General features: G+C 62.5%; 19 protein-coding genes. 5 read left to right on the forward strand and 14 right to left on the reverse strand.

Annotated elements, in window-relative coordinates:
- Positions 1 to 359: 359 nt before the first annotated feature.
- Positions 360 to 743, reverse strand: coding sequence for a YybH family protein (locus ACFXS9_RS30115; RefSeq protein ID WP_392695179.1), 384 nt, complete (start codon positions 741 to 743; stop codon positions 360 to 362).
- Positions 744 to 816: 73 nt separating this feature from the next.
- On the opposite strand from ACFXS9_RS30115, the gene ACFXS9_RS30120 reads away from it, so the two are divergent.
- A complete protein-coding gene (locus ACFXS9_RS30120; RefSeq protein ID WP_392695181.1) occupies positions 817 to 1,197 on the forward strand; it encodes a winged helix-turn-helix transcriptional regulator in 381 nt (126 codons plus the stop codon).
- 43 nt (positions 1,198 to 1,240) lie between these two features.
- Here the strand turns inward: ACFXS9_RS30120 and ACFXS9_RS30125 are convergent, their stop codons facing one another.
- On the reverse strand, positions 1,241 to 3,031 hold the full coding sequence (locus tag ACFXS9_RS30125) for a peptide ABC transporter substrate-binding protein (RefSeq protein WP_392695184.1): 1,791 nt from the start codon (positions 3,029 to 3,031) through the stop codon (positions 1,241 to 1,243).
- A 182-nt stretch (positions 3,032 to 3,213) separates the two neighbouring features.
- Between ACFXS9_RS30125 and ACFXS9_RS30130 the strand changes: the two genes are divergently transcribed.
- The gene (locus tag ACFXS9_RS30130) at positions 3,214 to 4,377 is read left to right on the forward strand and encodes a Kelch repeat-containing protein (RefSeq protein ID WP_392695186.1); all 1,164 of its coding nucleotides are present in this window, start codon (positions 3,214 to 3,216) and stop codon (positions 4,375 to 4,377) included.
- 21 nt (positions 4,378 to 4,398) lie between these two features.
- On the opposite strand, the gene ACFXS9_RS30135 is transcribed toward ACFXS9_RS30130, so the two are convergent.
- The 3 genes from ACFXS9_RS30135 to ACFXS9_RS30145 all read right to left on the reverse strand — a co-directional run bounded on the left by ACFXS9_RS30135 (position 4,399) and on the right by ACFXS9_RS30145 (position 7,031).
- The gene (locus ACFXS9_RS30135; protein ID WP_392695189.1) at positions 4,399 to 4,746 is read right to left on the reverse strand and encodes a hypothetical protein; all 348 of its coding nucleotides are present in this window, start codon (positions 4,744 to 4,746) and stop codon (positions 4,399 to 4,401) included.
- A gap of 92 nt (positions 4,747 to 4,838) precedes the next feature.
- Positions 4,839 to 5,789: an oxygenase MpaB family protein gene (locus tag ACFXS9_RS30140; RefSeq protein WP_392695192.1), complete on the reverse strand. Its 951-nt coding sequence runs from the start codon at positions 5,787 to 5,789 to the stop codon at positions 4,839 to 4,841.
- A gap of 57 nt (positions 5,790 to 5,846) precedes the next feature.
- Positions 5,847 to 7,031: an MFS transporter gene (locus ACFXS9_RS30145; RefSeq protein WP_392695195.1), complete on the reverse strand. Its 1,185-nt coding sequence runs from the start codon at positions 7,029 to 7,031 to the stop codon at positions 5,847 to 5,849.
- Between the two features lie 203 nt (positions 7,032 to 7,234).
- Here ACFXS9_RS30145 and ACFXS9_RS30150 point away from each other — a divergent pair, with 203 nt between their 5' ends.
- Positions 7,235 to 8,191: a lytic transglycosylase domain-containing protein gene (locus ACFXS9_RS30150; RefSeq protein WP_392700093.1), complete on the forward strand. Its 957-nt coding sequence runs from the start codon at positions 7,235 to 7,237 to the stop codon at positions 8,189 to 8,191.
- Between the two features lie 72 nt (positions 8,192 to 8,263).
- Here the strand turns inward: ACFXS9_RS30150 and ACFXS9_RS30155 are convergent, their stop codons facing one another.
- Positions 8,264 to 8,569, reverse strand: a complete 306-nt coding sequence (locus ACFXS9_RS30155; RefSeq protein ID WP_392695197.1) for a hypothetical protein — start codon at positions 8,567 to 8,569, stop codon at positions 8,264 to 8,266.
- 175 nt (positions 8,570 to 8,744) lie between these two features.
- Here ACFXS9_RS30155 and ACFXS9_RS30160 point away from each other — a divergent pair, with 175 nt between their 5' ends.
- Positions 8,745 to 8,954: a hypothetical protein gene (locus ACFXS9_RS30160; protein ID WP_392695200.1), complete on the forward strand. Its 210-nt coding sequence runs from the start codon at positions 8,745 to 8,747 to the stop codon at positions 8,952 to 8,954.
- On the opposite strand, the gene ACFXS9_RS30165 is transcribed toward ACFXS9_RS30160, so the two are convergent.
- From ACFXS9_RS30165 to ACFXS9_RS30185, 5 genes are all read right to left on the reverse strand, one after another.
- On the reverse strand, positions 8,955 to 9,461 hold the full coding sequence (locus ACFXS9_RS30165) for a hypothetical protein (RefSeq protein ID WP_392695203.1): 507 nt from the start codon (positions 9,459 to 9,461) through the stop codon (positions 8,955 to 8,957).
- A 9-nt stretch (positions 9,462 to 9,470) separates the two neighbouring features.
- Positions 9,471 to 9,752, reverse strand: coding sequence for a substrate-binding domain-containing protein (locus tag ACFXS9_RS30170; RefSeq protein ID WP_392695206.1), 282 nt, complete (start codon positions 9,750 to 9,752; stop codon positions 9,471 to 9,473).
- 14 nt (positions 9,753 to 9,766) lie between these two features.
- Entirely contained in the window at positions 9,767 to 10,594 is an 828-nt protein-coding gene (locus tag ACFXS9_RS30175) for a substrate-binding domain-containing protein (RefSeq protein ID WP_392700095.1), read from the reverse strand.
- A gap of 75 nt (positions 10,595 to 10,669) precedes the next feature.
- Positions 10,670 to 11,392: an energy-coupling factor ABC transporter ATP-binding protein gene (locus tag ACFXS9_RS30180; protein ID WP_392695209.1), complete on the reverse strand. Its 723-nt coding sequence runs from the start codon at positions 11,390 to 11,392 to the stop codon at positions 10,670 to 10,672.
- Between the two features lie 2 nt (positions 11,393 to 11,394).
- Positions 11,395 to 12,087 (reverse strand): ABC transporter permease, encoded by a 693-nt coding sequence (locus tag ACFXS9_RS30185; RefSeq protein WP_392695212.1) that lies wholly within the window; start codon positions 12,085 to 12,087, stop codon positions 11,395 to 11,397.
- Positions 12,088 to 12,179: 92 nt separating this feature from the next.
- Between ACFXS9_RS30185 and ACFXS9_RS30190 the strand changes: the two genes are divergently transcribed.
- Positions 12,180 to 13,064, forward strand: coding sequence for a substrate-binding domain-containing protein (locus ACFXS9_RS30190; protein WP_392695214.1), 885 nt, complete (start codon positions 12,180 to 12,182; stop codon positions 13,062 to 13,064).
- Here ACFXS9_RS30190 and ACFXS9_RS30195 read toward each other — a convergent pair.
- The 3 genes from ACFXS9_RS30195 to ACFXS9_RS30205 form a co-directional block, all read right to left on the reverse strand.
- Positions 13,061 to 13,261, reverse strand: coding sequence for a hypothetical protein (locus tag ACFXS9_RS30195; protein WP_392695217.1), 201 nt, complete (start codon positions 13,259 to 13,261; stop codon positions 13,061 to 13,063). The genes ACFXS9_RS30190 and ACFXS9_RS30195 overlap by 4 nt on opposite strands.
- A gap of 519 nt (positions 13,262 to 13,780) precedes the next feature.
- Positions 13,781 to 14,662, reverse strand: coding sequence for an FkbM family methyltransferase (locus tag ACFXS9_RS30200; RefSeq protein WP_392695219.1), 882 nt, complete (start codon positions 14,660 to 14,662; stop codon positions 13,781 to 13,783).
- Positions 14,663 to 15,119: 457 nt separating this feature from the next.
- Positions 15,120 to 16,322, reverse strand: a complete 1,203-nt coding sequence (locus tag ACFXS9_RS30205) for a threonine ammonia-lyase (RefSeq protein ID WP_392700097.1) — start codon at positions 16,320 to 16,322, stop codon at positions 15,120 to 15,122.
- Positions 16,323 to 16,351 lie beyond the last annotated feature (29 nt).

The raw sequence follows: 16,351 nt of genomic DNA on the forward strand, positions 1-16,351 counted from the left end.
CCTCTTCGCCGATCGTTGCGTCCTCGGCCTCGGTTTGCTGCTCATTGGCCGGCCCAGATCTGCCCCTTCGGCACGATGATCCGATCGCCCGGCCAGTGACAACCGGCCGGACGCGCTGTCCGCACTATCGATATTCGCTTGCGCAGCCGGAGCATTACCGCTCACGGCGAACCGTGAAGAGCTTACAGCGTTCTGTAGTCTTCACGTGTGAGGTAGCTAACAGTTGCGATGCAGGTCACCTGCAACTCGGCAACCATCTGGCGCGCCTGAACGGGAGAGCGTTCATTGCCGCGGCGCGTCACGCCTTCGCTGGCATCATCTGCGATCAGGCACCGTAACTCGCATGATCGCCATTCCACTTAGATGATGCGTGGCAGGGCGGCGCCCGCTCCGTGGTCGATGACGTAGCGCCAGGTGCCATCGGACTGGCGGCGAACCAACTCGACCGAGCTGCCGGACGCCACGATGGAGCCGTCCTGGGTGCGCATCTCCCAATCTGCGCGCAGCAGAGCGACGTCACTGTGCTGGACGCAAAAGTTGTTGCGCGACGTCATTGTGCCGGGCGCTTGCAGCAGCCGCTGCAACTCACCAGCGATCGCGTCGAGCCCTATCAGACTTCGCTCGCTTGCATCCACGCGCAGGACGGCATCCACCTCGTAAAGCGCGAGCAGATTGTCTATGTTACGGCTGTTGAAAGCTTGAGCGAATGCCTCGTTCATCCGGGCTGGCTCAGTCACGGTCATGTCTCATCTCCTCATTGGGGAGAAGAAAGAAAGCACGCCCCTTCAGTGCTAACCAAACGGGAAGGAAGCCGCATTGTCATCTGCTGCGCTACGATTAGAACTCGACAATCCGCAACCGCGTCGCCCGGCAGATTGCCCGGTCGAGGATTGGCTGGCCTTCCTGGGCCACCGGTGGAACGCACTTGTACTCTGGCACCTGAAGGACGGTCCGAAGCGGCACGGAGAGTTGGCGGAGCTTCTACCGGGCGTATCTCCGAAGGTGCTTTCTGAGCGTTTGGATGGGCTTGAAGATCGAGGCTTGGTGCTGCGCTCCCCAACCACAGCCTTCCCACGGCGCGTGACCTACTCGCTCTCGCTCAAGGGCACCGAGCTCCTAAGCATCCTCGATCGGCTTGAGCTTTGGTCACGCCGGGATGATCGAGCGGCTGCTCGGTCGCATGACCACGCAAGCTGACGGAGTTAGCGGAGAATCGCGAAGCACCTCCGAAAGCCTCGCCTCACCCCTCCCGATACCAGCTCGCGAGCTGCCATAGATCGTTGTCCCAGCCCGAGATATGCGCGGTCAGCTTGCCGCCGAGCGCCGCGACCCGGGTCCGGGAGACGATGGGCTGGATGTAATTGTCTGACACGACGAGGTCGTTGAGCTTGATGAATAGCGCCGCGCGCTTCACCACGTCGAGCTCCCGCTCGACCTGCTTGTAGATCTCGTCGTATTCCTTGCTTTGCCAGCGCGAGACATTGCGCCCCTGCCACTTGTTTTCCTTGTTCGCCACCTGCCACGACGTGTACTGGTTCATGAAGAACTGCGGATCGGCCTGCGGCATGGTGGTGTTGTACATCTGCGCGTCGCAATAGAAATGCGTGTAGGTGTCGGGATTGGCGGTGTCGGAGGAGAAGAACACCGATCCCACCACCGACTTCAGTTCGACGTCGATGCCCGCTTTCTGGCACGCCTGCTTGACGATCGCCTGGGTCTTCTGCCTGGGCGCATTGATCGAGGTCTGGAATACGAACTTCAGCGGCTTGCCGTCCTTGGCGCGAATACCGTCGCCGCCCTTTTTCCAGCCGGCGGTCTCGAGGATCTGGTTAGCCTTCTCGATGTTGAATTCGAATTTGGTGTTTTTAGACCGGAAGCGTTCTGGATTGTTGAGGAAGTTCGCGGTGGCCCGCGCCGTGCGGCCATAGATGTGTTTCTCGATCGACGCACGATCGATCAATAGATTGATGGCCTGGCGGACGGCCGGATCGCTGAACAGCGGATGTTTGGTCTTTATGCTGGCGCGCTCGCCGTCGACCTCGACCGCGGGATCAGTCGAGTTGAGCTGGATGAATTCGACATTGCCTGACGGGGTGATGCTCACCTTGCCCTTTCCGACAGCCTCCAGCCTCAGCAGGATCTCGTCTTCGACCTGCATGTTCCAGGCATAGTCATATTCGCCGGTCTGCAGCACCGCGCGCGCCGCCGATACCGCGTCGCCGCCGCCCTTGACCTCCACCTCATCGAAATGCGGCCGGTTGGCGACGTGGTAGTTGGGGTTGATCCTGGCGCGAAGCATGTCGCCCGGCTTGAAATCCACGAACAGATATGGGCCGGTGCCGACCGGCTTCAGATTGTTCGGCGCCTCGCGCGACTTGGCGCCGACGTAATCCTTGAACAGATGCTTCGGGATGATCGTGCCGTAATTGCCAACGAAGGCATCGGCCCAGAACGGCGTCGGCTTGGCAAAGGTGAGGCGGACGGTGAAGTCGTCGATCTTCTCGACCGTGATGTCCTTGTAGTTGGCAATCGAGACCGCTGCGGTCTCCGGTGTTTTGGCATATTCCCAGGTGAAGACGACATCGTCGGCCGTGAACGGCATGCCGTCATGCCATTTGACGCCGCGCTTCAGCTTCCAGACCACCGAGCGGCCGTCCTCGGACAATCCATCGTTCTCCTTGCTCGGAACCTCGGCCGCGAGGATCGGAACCAGATTGCCGTCGCCATCCCATCCCGCCAGCGGCTCGTAGAAGATCCGGGAGCCTTCCTGATCCTTGGTGCCGACGGCGAAATGGGGATTGAGCAGGGTGATGGCCTGCCAATACATCAGTTTCAGCACGCCGCCGCCGCCGGCCTTGGTCGGCTTGTAGGGAAGCGCGGTCGCAGCCATCGCGACCCCCGACTGGCTCAGCATCATCCCGGCCATCGGCGCCGAAAGGCCTGCGGCGATCATTCGCTGGACAAAGGCCCGCCGCGACAACCGGCCGGTCTTGACGTCTGCAATCAGGTCTCGCAGTTCCCGTTCTTTCATGGGGCCGACTCCCTTAACTGGTGCCAAATGCCTCGTCACTCTCGATCAAGGAAATGGATCACCTAAGCGCGAACCTGTCAAAGCAGGATCCGGGCCACCGTAGTTCACGGAGTTGTTGTCTTGACCGCACTCGCCTTTGTTACGACCATCGATGATCCAGCGCCTCTAGCCCAGGAGCTCTCATGTCTTCATCCGATCTGCCGCGCCTGAACAGGAGAGCCTTCGTTACCGTGGCTGCCGGCGCGACACTCGGTTGCGCGCCGGCGCTCGCCCAGCATGCGGGCCATGGCACGCCGTCAGGCACAGCGCTGCCTGAAGCAGCGCCCTCCTCCGATCCGTTTGCTCGGCTTCAGGGCGGCACGCCGCATCACCTCACCACCGAGCAGATTGCCCAGCGAAAGGTGGACAGTCCCGCGCCGCAGGGCCCGCAGGGGCGCTGGACGCCGAAGGCGGCGTTGCCGCTGCCGCGAAGCGAAATGGCCTGGGCCACCGCCTGGGCGGGGCGCATGCATATTGTCGGCGGCTACGGCGAAGGCCGTGTCGATCGCGCCTATCACCATGTCTACGATCCGAAGGACGATCGATGGTTCAACGGCGCGCCATTGCCGCGCGGTGCCAACCACGTCGCCGTCGTGGCGGATGCGGGGCGCGTCTACGCGCTCGGCGGCTTCATCGAGCAGAACCGCAATCCCGACCCGAATGCGTTTTTCTACGACGTGGCCGCCGACAAGTGGACGACGATCGCGCCTTTGCCGCGCTCGCGTGGCGCTGCCGCGGCAGTCGCACTCGATGGCAAGATACATCTGATCGGCGGCGCCGGCGCGCCCACCAACGAGCGCGCCAGTGTCGGCTGGCATGAGGTCTATGATCCGCAAACCGACAAATGGGAAATTCGGAAAGCGCTCCCCGCCGCGCGCGACCATGTCGGCGCTGTCGCCTATAACGGCATGATCCACATCATCGGTGGCCGCTTCAACACCTTTGAATACAACACCGACCTTCACCACGTTTATCTGCCTGTATCAGACACCTGGAAGGAGCGCGCGCCGCTGCCCACGGCGCGTTCGGGCCACGGCCTCGTCGTTTACCGCGACCGCCTGTTCGCGATGGGCGGCGAATACGGCGTGCAGGAAAGAGGCCAGATCTCGCAAGGCGTCGTATTCGGTCAGATGGAGAGTTACGATCCGCAAGAGAATACCTGGCAATCTCATGCGCCGATGCTGACACCGCGGCACGCGGTCGGCGCCACCACGATCGGCGATACCATCTACGTTGCGGGCGGAGGCGCCGTGACGGGCGGCGCGGTCCAATCCTCCGTGCACGAGGCGTTTACGCTGGCTGTCTGATTCTCGCTTCGAAAGACCAACTCAGATCCGTTTCCTCATTTCGTCGCCGACCACGCGAAGATCGATCCTGCCGATCAGATCGGAACGAAGCGCCTCGGCCTTGCTGATGGCGGCCATGGTCTGCCGCAAGGTGCTGACGTTCGAGCCGAGCGACACGATGCCGCCCAGCACCGCGGCAATCGAGCCCAGGGCTGCGACCTGATTGGACCCGAGCAGGCCAAGCATCGTGACGAGCATCAATCCGGCACCGAGCGCGATCGCCGACTTCGAGACCAGCGTGATCTTGCGGCACCGCTCGGCGACCTCGGCCAGTTCCTCAAGCCGCGCTTCGATCCGCGAAATCTCGTCACTCGGGTCGTCCTCGTCCATCGGTCTCAAATCCAGTTCTGCAGGGTTTCGTTTTCCGGAATCGTCGGCGGGCAGATCTCTTACCGCAGATGACACGCCGATGCCCACCGGCCTCACTTCTCCCGACGATCATCCAACCGCGGTCGCCCGGTCCACGCCCGATTGAGCCACCGGGTAGCCAGCTCGAGCCGCGGCTTTCCTTGCAGCCGCGCTTGCGCTTCGTGATAGGGGCCGACGTAGCGGAGGCGGGTTGGCAAGTGCGGATACAGGCGGCGTATCCACTTGAGCGCGCGATCGGCGGCTCTCTGATCGCGTTCGTCGAGATCGAGGCCGAAGCCTGTGCGCAGCCGCTCAGGCAACATCTGTGCACTCAGGGCCACGTACCAGCGCGGCGGCCGCAACCCCGGACGTGCGCCGGTCAAGATGTGGTGGGCCACGTCACGCGCCGCGGTGCTGACGGACAAGGTATCCGATCGAGCCATCGCGGCGTTGTAGTCGGCGAACGATGACCAATCCGCCGGCAGGTCTGCAGGTCTCAGCCCGAACAATGCGCCGAACAGCCGGCTTTCGGCCCAATATTGCTCGCGCTGTTCGGGCGAGAGCGGAGGCAAGACGAGATCGTGCGCGATGGCGGCGGTTTCGACAAGGGTGGCGTGAACCCAGCGCAGCGCGGCGATGTCGTTGGCATTGTAGGATGAGCCTTGGGCGAAGCGGCCGCTCGCCTCGGGCAGCACGCCGGAGATCATCGCGTGCCGCCGATGCAGACGCCGGGCCGCGGCAGTCGCGCCATCGAGCGAACCGAACACCATTGTAAACATCAGCTCAAAGGTTCGATGAAAGCGGCCGACCGGATCGGTAAAGGTGCGCGAGTGCTCGGCAACGGCGGTCGCGACCCAGGGATGCGCCAGTTGAAGCAGCAAGGCGCGGCCGGCTCCCAGAAAGATCACGGCTTCCCTGTCGATCCGCCACGTCATCGACTCCGGGCCAAAAATGCCCTCAGCCGGCCCGGCGGCGCCGGCCCTGACGGCATCGAGAGTAGCGTCTAGATCGCTTTCCGAGACCAATTGGCAAACCTTCGAGAGAGATCGACCTGGTTTTCGCGACGCGGATTCTACCGCAACTCAGCGTGCGCGGGCAGAGATATCCCGAGCATTGGTAAAGCCAAACCAGGCGAGCGGCAACGCGAAGCCGCAGAGCACCGCCATCGCAACGAACGCCCCTCCGCCATACCTGGCATAGAAAAGCCCTGAAAGCAGCGTCAGTGCGGCCGTCACCACGCCCGAACCAAACGCGTAGATTGCTTGAGCCGTTGCGGCCATTCTGGCGGGAACAAGAGCTGCCATCAACCGCATGCAAGAAAGATGCAGCAGCGCGAACGTCAATCCGTGCAGCGGCTGCACCAACGCGAGCGCCACGACAGAAGTCGTCGTCCCCGCGACCGACCAGCGGACGATTCCGGCTGCTGCCGCCAACGCCGCCGCACCACGCGCGCCGAGCCGGTTGAGCAAGGCCGGTCCGATCAAAAAGAACACGATGACTTCTGCGGCGACGGCCTCCGACCACAAGACGCTTATGACGGAGGTGTCTATTCCGGCATTGCTCCATCGGATCACCGCAAAGGCGTCATGCATGGCGTGGCTGCCATAGATCAGAGCCGAGACGAGGATCAGGATTCGGAATCGCGCGATTCCAAGCAGTCCACGAACCTCGCTCCCAAGCTGCAATACGCCGGTATGCGGCGCCGATGGAGCTGAAACCCTGGGTACCAGCGCGGTTGCCCCTGCGGCAGCGACAAGCAGGGCTGCGTTCAGCCAGATCACGCGTGTCAGGTCAGTGGACGTTATGAGTTGCCCGATGATCAGCGTGCCGCAGACGAAAGCCGCCGATGCCGAACCGCGGATCCAGCCGTATTCGAACGGCCGCCCGGCGATCTGCGGCCTGGCCGCGTTGACCGACAACGCGTCGGCTATCGACGTCGTCGGAGCTAGTGCCACTGCTTGAACCAGCGCCAGAAGCAGCAACAGCCAAAAGCCATCGGCCCACAGCAACGCCACAGCCGTTGCTGCTGCCAGGGCGGCGCAGAGTGCGAGCACGAGGCGCAATGCTTGCAGGAAATCTGCAAACATCCCGACGAGTGGACCGGCGACAAGACGCGCCAGCAACGCAGCCGCCAGTATCAAGCCGATCTGCTCGAACGTGAGCGCTCTGGTTTCAAAAAACCTCGGCCAGAACGGCGATGCCACGCCGAACGCCGCGTACAACGCGGCGTAAAGAGCTATGTAGGCGACCGGCCCGGGAACGCGCATTTCTGAAAGTTCCTCTCGGTAGAATTACGGCCACAAAGAACACCGCTCTGCCGTAGTTCATCCGCGAAATCTCCACATCCAACTTCTATCCGACCGGCCTTCACAGAAATGGATGGAAGTTGATGCGATATCTTTTCGCCGCCGTGATTGCTGTGTTCGTGATCGCGGTGGATTTTGAAAGTTCCGGAATCAAGTCAGTATGGATGGAACCATCTTTCGTTGTCGCCGAAGCGCAATCGGAACCTGCCACGACATCGAAATCTCACACAGGAACTGTGACCGCGTCGGTCGAGCATTCGCAAGAACCGGATGCAACAAACGTCGTCACGGCGCCGTACGAGTCGGCAACGACAGCCGATGCCGCGGCTCATGCGGTCGCCTCGATAAAGGAGGAGGCCGCGCCAGCGAACCCGATATGTGAAGCGGTCAGAAGTGCCGCTGAGGAACACGATATTCCGATCGGGTTTCTCGTGCGCCTGCTCTGGCAGGAAAGCAGGTTTAAAGTGGCGGAGGTTAGTTCGGCAGGCGCGCAGGGCATTGCGCAATTCATGCCGCGAACGGCGGTCGAAATGGGCTTGAAAGACCCGTTCGATCCGCTGCAGGCGATTCCTGCGTCGGCAAGATTTCTTCGCAAGCTTTATAATCAGTTCGGAAATCTCGGGCTTGCGGCGGCAGCCTACAATGCGGGCGGCGGCAGGATCGAGAAGTGGTTATCGCGGCGCGGCGCGTTGCCGAAGGAAACGCGCGCTTACGTCAAGATCATCACTGGCAACAAGGCCGAGGCCTGGACGGACGCAAACAACACTGTCCACATGCCGACGGACCTGCCAGATAAGGCGCCATGTGAAGGAGTAGGTGGCCTGTCGAAGGAAGACCAGATCGCCGAAATTCCGGTCGATCTGGCGCCTTCGATCAGCGGAATGGTGCGAAAGATTGATGTTGCCGAAGCGAGCCACGCTGCTCTCAAGAAGCGGCGAGTTGTTGCAAGCCGAACCGCAAGGGCCGTACGTACGGCGTTCCGGAATGCACATGCTCGGGTAACCCGGCTGGCAGCAAAGGCTGCGACACGGAAGCCCGGCAAGCAATCCGCCACCCGTTTTGCGTCGGCCGCCGGCAGCGGCAGCCGGACAAAGTCATCGAAAGCATCGCGGGAATTGTAGGCTCGGATCGACCCGCCAGTTAGCACGCAAAAAAAGCCCGCATTGCTGCGGGCTTTTTTCTCGCCTGCTGTCTTACCAGCGGCCGGTGCCGAAGCTGAAGGTTACGCCGGGTCCGCCGCCGTAATAGCGGGGACCACCGTAGTACCCGTACCGGCGCGGCGCGTAATAGCCGTAGCTATCGTAGTACGGGCGATAGTGCCGGTGGTAACCCCAGTGCCGATGACGCCAGTGGCGGCGATGGGCGCTGAAGTCAGTCGAAGACTGCACAGTATCCGTCGCAGGTTTCGCCTTTACCGCATTGTCGGCGGCGTTGGCGGCGGAACCGCCGATCAGCGCAGCAGCACCAACGGCAAATACGATGGCTAGTTTCTTCATCATCGAACTCCAGTGATTGTGTCGACTGTACCGAGTCTAATCACCCCGCCGCGATCACGTTCCGTCTGCGACATTAAGACTGCGACAGCTCCTTGAACAAACATTCATGAATATGAACGGTGGCTCCTTCGACGAGAGTAGCGTTGTACGGCTTCGGGCCGGGGCTTAAGCATCGTCGGTGATCGGAAATCAGCGACATTGCAAATGTGGCGCGATCTACCACCGCACCGAGGCGATGGCGGCCTCGCGCGAGATAGACAGTTTTGAGTGCACGGCTTGCGGCGCTACGCTCGAGAACTGGGACACTGCGTGGGTGCCGATCTATCGCCTGATCAGGGTTCCAGCGATCAAGCCTGACGAAACGCCGCCGACTGCAAGCGAACAGTAACTATTGCGGTGGACTGATCGCAATGGCGATCGCCTCCCCCGCTACGCCGCTGACCTGCAGCACGACAGGGCTTGCATCGAGATCGAGCCGCACACTCTTGCGCACGCCGGGGCAATCGCTGCGGCCGGTGCTGCCGACGGAGCGGACGTAGCCGCCGTTCTGGATCACGTCGATCCAGGCGTCGTCGGACAAAGTGATCTGGTAAATGCCGGGCTTTGGTAGCGCGGGAAGGCGCACTATGCCGCCGTGCCACCGCTCGATTCGCGGCTTGCGCTCAGGCGACATCGCGAAGGAGGCTTGCTCGCCCGGCTGCAGACGAACGACCAGCGCGCCCGCCGGAAGCGCCGGCAACGTCTCTCCGGCTGCAATCGTCGCTTTGTCGGTTGCAGCGAACGCCGTGCGCTCACGCGCGATCGACCACGCAAACTTTTCACAACCGTCGTCGGCCGCCATGGCCGGTCCGAGGAAACCGATCAGCACGATGGCGACGAGACCTGAGCGAAGCATCTAAATCCCCTATTGCGGGAGCGCCGGCGCGGCAAAGCCGTGTTTCGCCAGCGTGCGCTGCCCTTCCGCCGAGAGAATGAACAGTGCGAAATTGTAGGACGGCACTGAGGCTTCGTTCAGCACGGTGAGGCCGTAGTCGGCGCCAACCGCGAGTGCATCGGGCAGTTGCACGATCTGCTGCGCCGGATTCTCGCGCTGTGCAGCGCGCAGGCTACCGGCGGCGTGGAGCAATACCACCTCTTCCGCCACCGCCGGCGGCGTCATGATCGCGACAACCCCAAGCGCCGCCAATATCCGCGTCCACATCACGCGCCGGAATCGCTGGCGTTGGGATAGAACAACTGCTCGCCGTTGATCTTGTAATCGGCGATTGCCTTCTGTCCCTCTGATGACACCAGCCAGTCGATGAAGTGCTGACCGAGATCCTTCTTGACGCTCGGATGCTTTTCCGGATTCACCAGCATGACGCCGTACTGGTTGAACAGGCGCTTGTCGCCTTCGACGGCAATTCCGAGGTCGCCGCGGTTCTTGAACGACAGCCAGGTGCCGCGATCGGCCAGCACATAGGCATTCGAGGCGGAAGCGGTGTTGAGCGCAGCGCCCATGCCCTGCCCGATCTCCTTGTACCAGGGACCCTTGTCCTTGGCGATGTCGATGCCGGCGATCTTCCAGAGATTGAGCTCCGCCTGATGCGTGCCGGACTTGTCGCCGCGCGAGATGAAATCGGCCCCCTTCGCCTTGATCGCGGAGAGCGCAGCAACGATGTCTTTCGAGCCCTTGATGCCGGCCGGATCGCTCTTCGGGCCGATCAGGATGAAGTCGTTGTACATCACGGGATGGCGCCTGACGCCAAAGCCCTCGGACACGAATTTTTCTTCCGCAGGTTTGGCGTGGACGAACACGACGTCGGCATCGCCGCGGCGACCGGTATCGAGCGCTTGTCCCGTGCCTTGCGCCACCACTTTTACGTCGATGCCGGTCCTGGCCTTGAACATCGGCAGGATGTGAGCGAACAGGCCGGAATCCTGCGTCGAGGTGGTCGAAGCTACCACGATCGATTTATCCTGCGCGACGGCGTGGCTTGCGAAAACCAGGCTGGCGGTCGCCGCAATCAGCAGACGGCGCGTGAGCATGCTCATTTGTTTTCCCTTCTTTGGTTTGCGCATGACCTTTTCGGAAAACCGACAACCACTTTTCCGGATCATGCGCTAAATCAATAGTTCGCCGGCGAGGAACGCCCTCGCCTCGGCGGTTTGCGGCGCGTCGAAGAACGATGCGGCTGCACCGGTTTCGACAATACGACCGCGGTGAAGCATGACGATTTCGCCGGCGAGCCTTCGCGCTTCGCCGAGATCATGGGTCGCCATCACGACCTTGATGTTGCGCTCGCTCACCGTGCGGATGATGTCTTCCACCGCCTTGGTGGCGATGGGATCGAGGCTCGCGGTCGGCTCGTCCAGGAACAATACCGCAGGATCGCGCGCCAGCGCGCGTGCCAGCGCCAGCCGCTGCTGCTCGCCGCCGGAGAGCCTTCGCGCCGCGCGATCGGCGAGCGCATGCAAGCCGACCAGTTCGAGCAACTCGGCGACGCGTCGCGCATGCTCCGCGTGCGGAATGCCGGCGGCGCGCAGCGCAAAACGGAGATTGGCGGCGGCGCTGCGCCGGAGCATCGCCGGGCGCTGAAACACGATCGCACGCTTCAGCGGCGGGACGTGTTCAAGCCCGCCCCAGGTGATGCGCCCGCGCGACGGTGCCAGCAGCCCCATCGCCAGGCGCAAGAGCGTCGATTTGCCCGAGCCGTTGGGGCCGATCAGCACCGTGGGCGGGCCCGGCGCCAGCGCGAGCGCGATGTCGTCGAGGATCGTGACGCCACTGGCCGCTACCGTGACGCCATCAAATTTGATCGGCAGTTCGCTCGAAGGCGCGCGCATGGTCATCCCGCCAATCGCTCGCCGGCGCGGCGCACGCTCCAGGCCAGCGCGTTGACCGCGATCACGATCGAAATCAGCACGAGGCCGAGGCCGACCGCGAGCGGCAGGTCGCCTTTGGAAGTTTCCAGCGCAATCGCCGTCGTCATCGTGCGGGTGAAGCCTTCGATGTTGCCACCGACGATGATGATGGCGCCGACCTCCGCCGCCGCGCGGCCGAAGCCAGCGAGCAGCGCCGTGACCAGGCTGAAGCGCGCATCCCAGATCAGCGCCATGACGCGGCCGAGCGGCCCGAGATTCATCGCGGTGAGTTCGTCGCGGTATTCGAGCCAGAGATCCTCGATGGTCTGGCGCGTCAGCGCAGCGATGATCGGCGCGACCAGCACGGTCTGCGCGACGATCATCGCGCTCGGGGTGAACAACAGGCCGAACGCGCCGAGCGGCCCGGAGCGCGACAGCGCGAGATACACCGCGAGGCCGACAACGACCGGCGGCAGGCCCATCAAGGCGTTGAGCAGGACGATGACACCCTGGCGACCGGGAAATCTCGTCAGCGCGATCCAGGCGCCCAAGGGAATGCCGATCAGCGCGGCCAGCACCACCGCCGATAGGCTGACATAGAGCGACAGCCGCACGATCGCGAACAGCGCGGGATCGCCGCTGAGGACAAGTTGAAGGGCGGACGGGCCGTCTGGCATTTGTAATTCCAAGCTACTACGTACATCTTGCGCAGATAGCGACGATATGGTCAATTTCTGTAGTAACTGCACTCCAATGCATATTGGTGCTTATGCCGGAGCTCCTCACGACAGACGAAGCGGCGGATTACCTGCGGCTCTCCGAGCGCAAGCTCTACGAGCTGGTGGCGAACCGCGCGGTGCCCTGCAGCAAGGTGACCGGCCGCTGGCTGTTTCCGCGCACGGCGCTGGACCGATGGGTGTCCGCCGGACTCATTGCGCCTGCTGGCCTGGCACAGGTCGCGCCGCCGATCGTCGGCGGCAGCCACGATCCGCTGCTGGAATGGGGCTTACGTGAGAGCAATTCCGGCCTTGCCAGCCTGGCCGAAGGCAGCGAGGAAGGCCTGCGTCGGCTGACGCGTGGCGAGGTGATGGTCGCGGCGATCCATCTGCACCGGCTCGACGGCGATGACGAGAGAGCCAATGTCGAGGCGGTCGCCGATGCGCCGGGCCTGCACGATGCGGTCGTGCTCGGCTTTGCGCGGCGCGAGCAGGGCATTCTGGTCGCGTCAGGCAATCCGCTGGACTTGAGCGACATGGCCTCGATCGCAACATCACGCGCGCGCATGGCGCAACGCCCGCCCGGCGCCGGCGCGCAATTGCTGCTGCTCGCGCTGCTGGCGCGCGCGGGCATCACGCTCGACGATCTGAAACTAGCGAAGCCCGCCTTCCCCACCGGACCCGATATCGCGCAAGCCATCCGCGCCGGCCGCATCGATTGCGGCATCGCGACGCGAAGCGTGGCGAAATCGGCAGGGCTCGATTTCCTGCCCGTCACCTGGGAGCGTTTTGATCTCGTGATGCGGCAGCGCGACTACTTTATGAAGGGACCGCAGGCGCTGTTCGAGTTCATGCGCGGGCCGAGCTTCCGCGATCGCGCGGGCGAACTCGGCGGCTATGATGTCAGCGAGGCCGGCGCGGTGCGACTGGTGAACTAGGACAGGCACGAGTGGATCGGGCTGATGTCCGCTTCAGCATCGCGGCAATGGCGGCCAAACAGGCGAATTTTCGAAGGCGCGGCTTCTGATCGCGTATCGAATTTGCGCAGCGCGGCACAAGTTTGCACTGCCATCAGGTCGACGGTTGTGCTCTCTTTGGCTGCGCGACCTCTCGCTGATTTCAGCCCCAGCCCCATAGTCGGCTCGAGAAGGGAGCGTTGCCCCGGCGTTGATCCCCCCGATTCGCGCCGGTCGCCTTGTTCATGAGTTCACCTGGAGTGGCAGCCATGGTGCAGAACCTAGTAGCCGGATTGGTCGTGGTGGCTTTGATTATCATGGGCGTGCTTGCCTACGCCCAGAAACATGAGGGATGCTTGCACGGGCGCTCGCTCCAAACCTTCAAGCCCTGCGGATCGGTTAGCGTTGACATGTAGCGCTGGCCGCGACGCTGCGGCCAAACCTCGCGTTGGGCTCGCTTCCGCTGGTGGTCTGTCGAAGTCTGCTCTTGGCCGATACTGTTGAAAAGTCGAAAATCGAACGAGCGAGAAAATCTCGCGAAACAACTCGGGTCGGCAGCAGAATATTGCCCAGCACCGCGGTCGTCGGATCGAAGCCCGAGCGCAGGTGCGTGTCCAATGCGTAAGTGCGCAACGCGCGAGGAGCTACTCGACGAATCCGGCTTGAAAGACGCAGACGAGCAATGAGTGAGGCGGGTGTCAGAGGCAGAGAATGTTCTCCTCAAAACCAAGCGCATCACGATCGATCGGTCTCAAATGCGTGGCATCAAGGCAGCGATAGCCGCAATCCTCCAGGCGTTCAATGATCCGTCTACCGTCCAGCGGCTCGGAGCGGTCCAGATCGGTGAGTATTTCGCACAGGATCGGCACTTTCTGGCCGCTCTTTGCCAGCACGCCTTGCATGCCGTCGAATACCTCAGTCTCGAAACCCTCGACGTCGATTTTGATCAGGCCGACGCGATCGAGATCGATTTTCTGCTCGCGTACATAATTGTCGAAGGCAATAACCTCAACGGTGATATTTTCCGTGAGCTCGCTGGCATGGTCGAGAAAACCGGCGGCAAGTGAACTCGACCCGATATTGATATCGTAATTGTCGAAATTCGCCGCGTGTGGCGGGACGACGGCCATCGTGAAGGCGCCAGGCCGCGCACCGCAGGCAACCTGATTGGCGATAATCCGGTAACTGGAATTGAGCTCGGCGAGCCGTCGAACAAAGGTGAAATATTGCGGCACCGGCTCGAAGGCGTGCACCTCGCCGCTCTGGCCCACGAGCGACAAGGAATAGGCCGACCAGTAGCCGCAATTGGCGCCGATATCGACGAAGATTTTGCCGGGAGCCAGGCAGCGATTGAAGATGCGTTCGAGAAACATTTCGTGAGTATGGAAAAAGTACTTCTTCATCATCCGATGCATGGACATGTCGATCTCGTAATGCACGCCGTTGAAGTGCGTTCTAGCGAGGCCCGTCGGCGGCGTTCTGAACTGCTCGGTCGCACGGCGGTGTAGGATATCGGCAAGCTTCAGCGGATCGCTCGACGCATATTTCAGAAGGAAGCGGGCGGTCTTCCGAGCAATCATGGCGGTCTCGCGGACAGGATGTTGCAAACACGAAGACAATCTGCGCCCGACAGATTGACCAATCTGTGGCGTCAATCGTTCGCGCGTTTTATTCTTTAGCCATGATTGCCGCACCGGCGATGCACATAGCACTTCGTTGCCGTGCCGTTCATTTTTTGGCGCTGTCTGCCGACTACGTCCGGCGCACCAGCCTTAATCAATCCGCGCTTGCCAACCTCCGGAAAGCACTACGCGAACCTCATATCTTCCTACTGCGCGATGGTCGGGGCACTTTCCACTCGTGGCCCTTCTCGGACCTCACTCAAGACCCCGGCTTGAGTCCGGAATGCGCACCAAAGCGAAATCCGCCGGCCACTTTGAATTATGGATTCAGGCCCAGCTTTCTTGCTTTGACGCGTTTTCTGTGCGCGAACCGGTTTCCGCGGATCAAGACGTGCTTCGCTCGAAAACGCCACGCTTACCTTCGCCCCGGCAGCCACGCGACAAACCCCGCTTCGCCCAGCCGCTTCATCACCTCGTCCAGATGCACGCGATCCCGCGTTTCGATGACCACTTCGAGCAAGGTGCCCTTGGCGGGGAGATCGGAGAACGTGCGCTGGTGTGAGACCTCGATGATGTTGGCGCCGGCTTCGGCGAGTAACGCCGAGACGGCGGCGAGCTGGCCGGGACGGTCGACGATGTCGATCGCGATCTGCGTCAGCCGCCCCTCGCGCGCGAGCTCGCGGGTCAGCACGGAAGCGATCAGCCGGGTGTCGATGTTGCCGCCGGTCAGCACTAGGCCGACATTGCGGCCGGCAAAGCGCTCCGGCGCGGCCAACACCGCGGCGAGGCCCGCCGCGCCGGCGCCCTCGACCACGGTCTTTTCGATCGCGATCAGCATCGCCACCGCCCGCTCGATCTGGTCTTCGGTGACGAGCACGATGTCGTCGACGAGATGACGGATGATCTCGGTGGTGATCCGGCCCGGCACTTTCACCGCAATGCCTTCGGCAAGCGTATCGCCGCGCATCGGCAGATGATCGCCCTTGATGGCGTTGTACATCGAGGGATAGAGCTGTGCCTGCACGCCGACGATCTGCAGATCCGGCTTCAGCGATTTGGCCGCAACCGCCATGCCGGAAATCAGCCCGCCACCGCCGATCGGCACCACCAGCGTATCGAGCTGCGGCGCCGCCCGGAGCATTTCCAGCGCGATGGTGCCCTGCCCCGCGATGATCAGCGGATCATCGTACGGATGGATCATGATCATGCCGTGCGTCTCGCCATGCGTGCGCGCAAATTCGCCGGCCTCCTCCAGTGTCTTGCCGGAGATGATCGTATTCGCGCCATGACGCCGCGTGTTCTCGATCTTCACCATCGGGGTGCCGACCGGCATCACGATGGCTGCGGGTATGCCGAGCCGGCTGGCATGATAGGCCACGCCCTGCGCGTGGTTGCCGGCCGACATCGCGATCACGCCGCGCCGCCGCTCCTCCGGCGACAGCGCCAGCAGCCGGTTGAGCGCGCCGCGCTCCTTGAAGGTCGAGGTGAACTGCAGGTTCTCGAATTTGAGCCAGAGACTGCAGCCGCAGATCTCGCTCAGCGTCCGGCTCTGGTCGCATTCGGTAACGAGCACCGACCCGGCAATGGACGCGCCCGCGGCCGTGATGTCCTCGGGCATGACGGCAAGGCGGCCGGGTTCGGAGGCGA

The organism is Bradyrhizobium sp. RDI18 (assembly GCF_043203335.1).
Lineage (GTDB): Bacteria > Pseudomonadota > Alphaproteobacteria > Rhizobiales > Xanthobacteraceae > Bradyrhizobium > Bradyrhizobium retamae.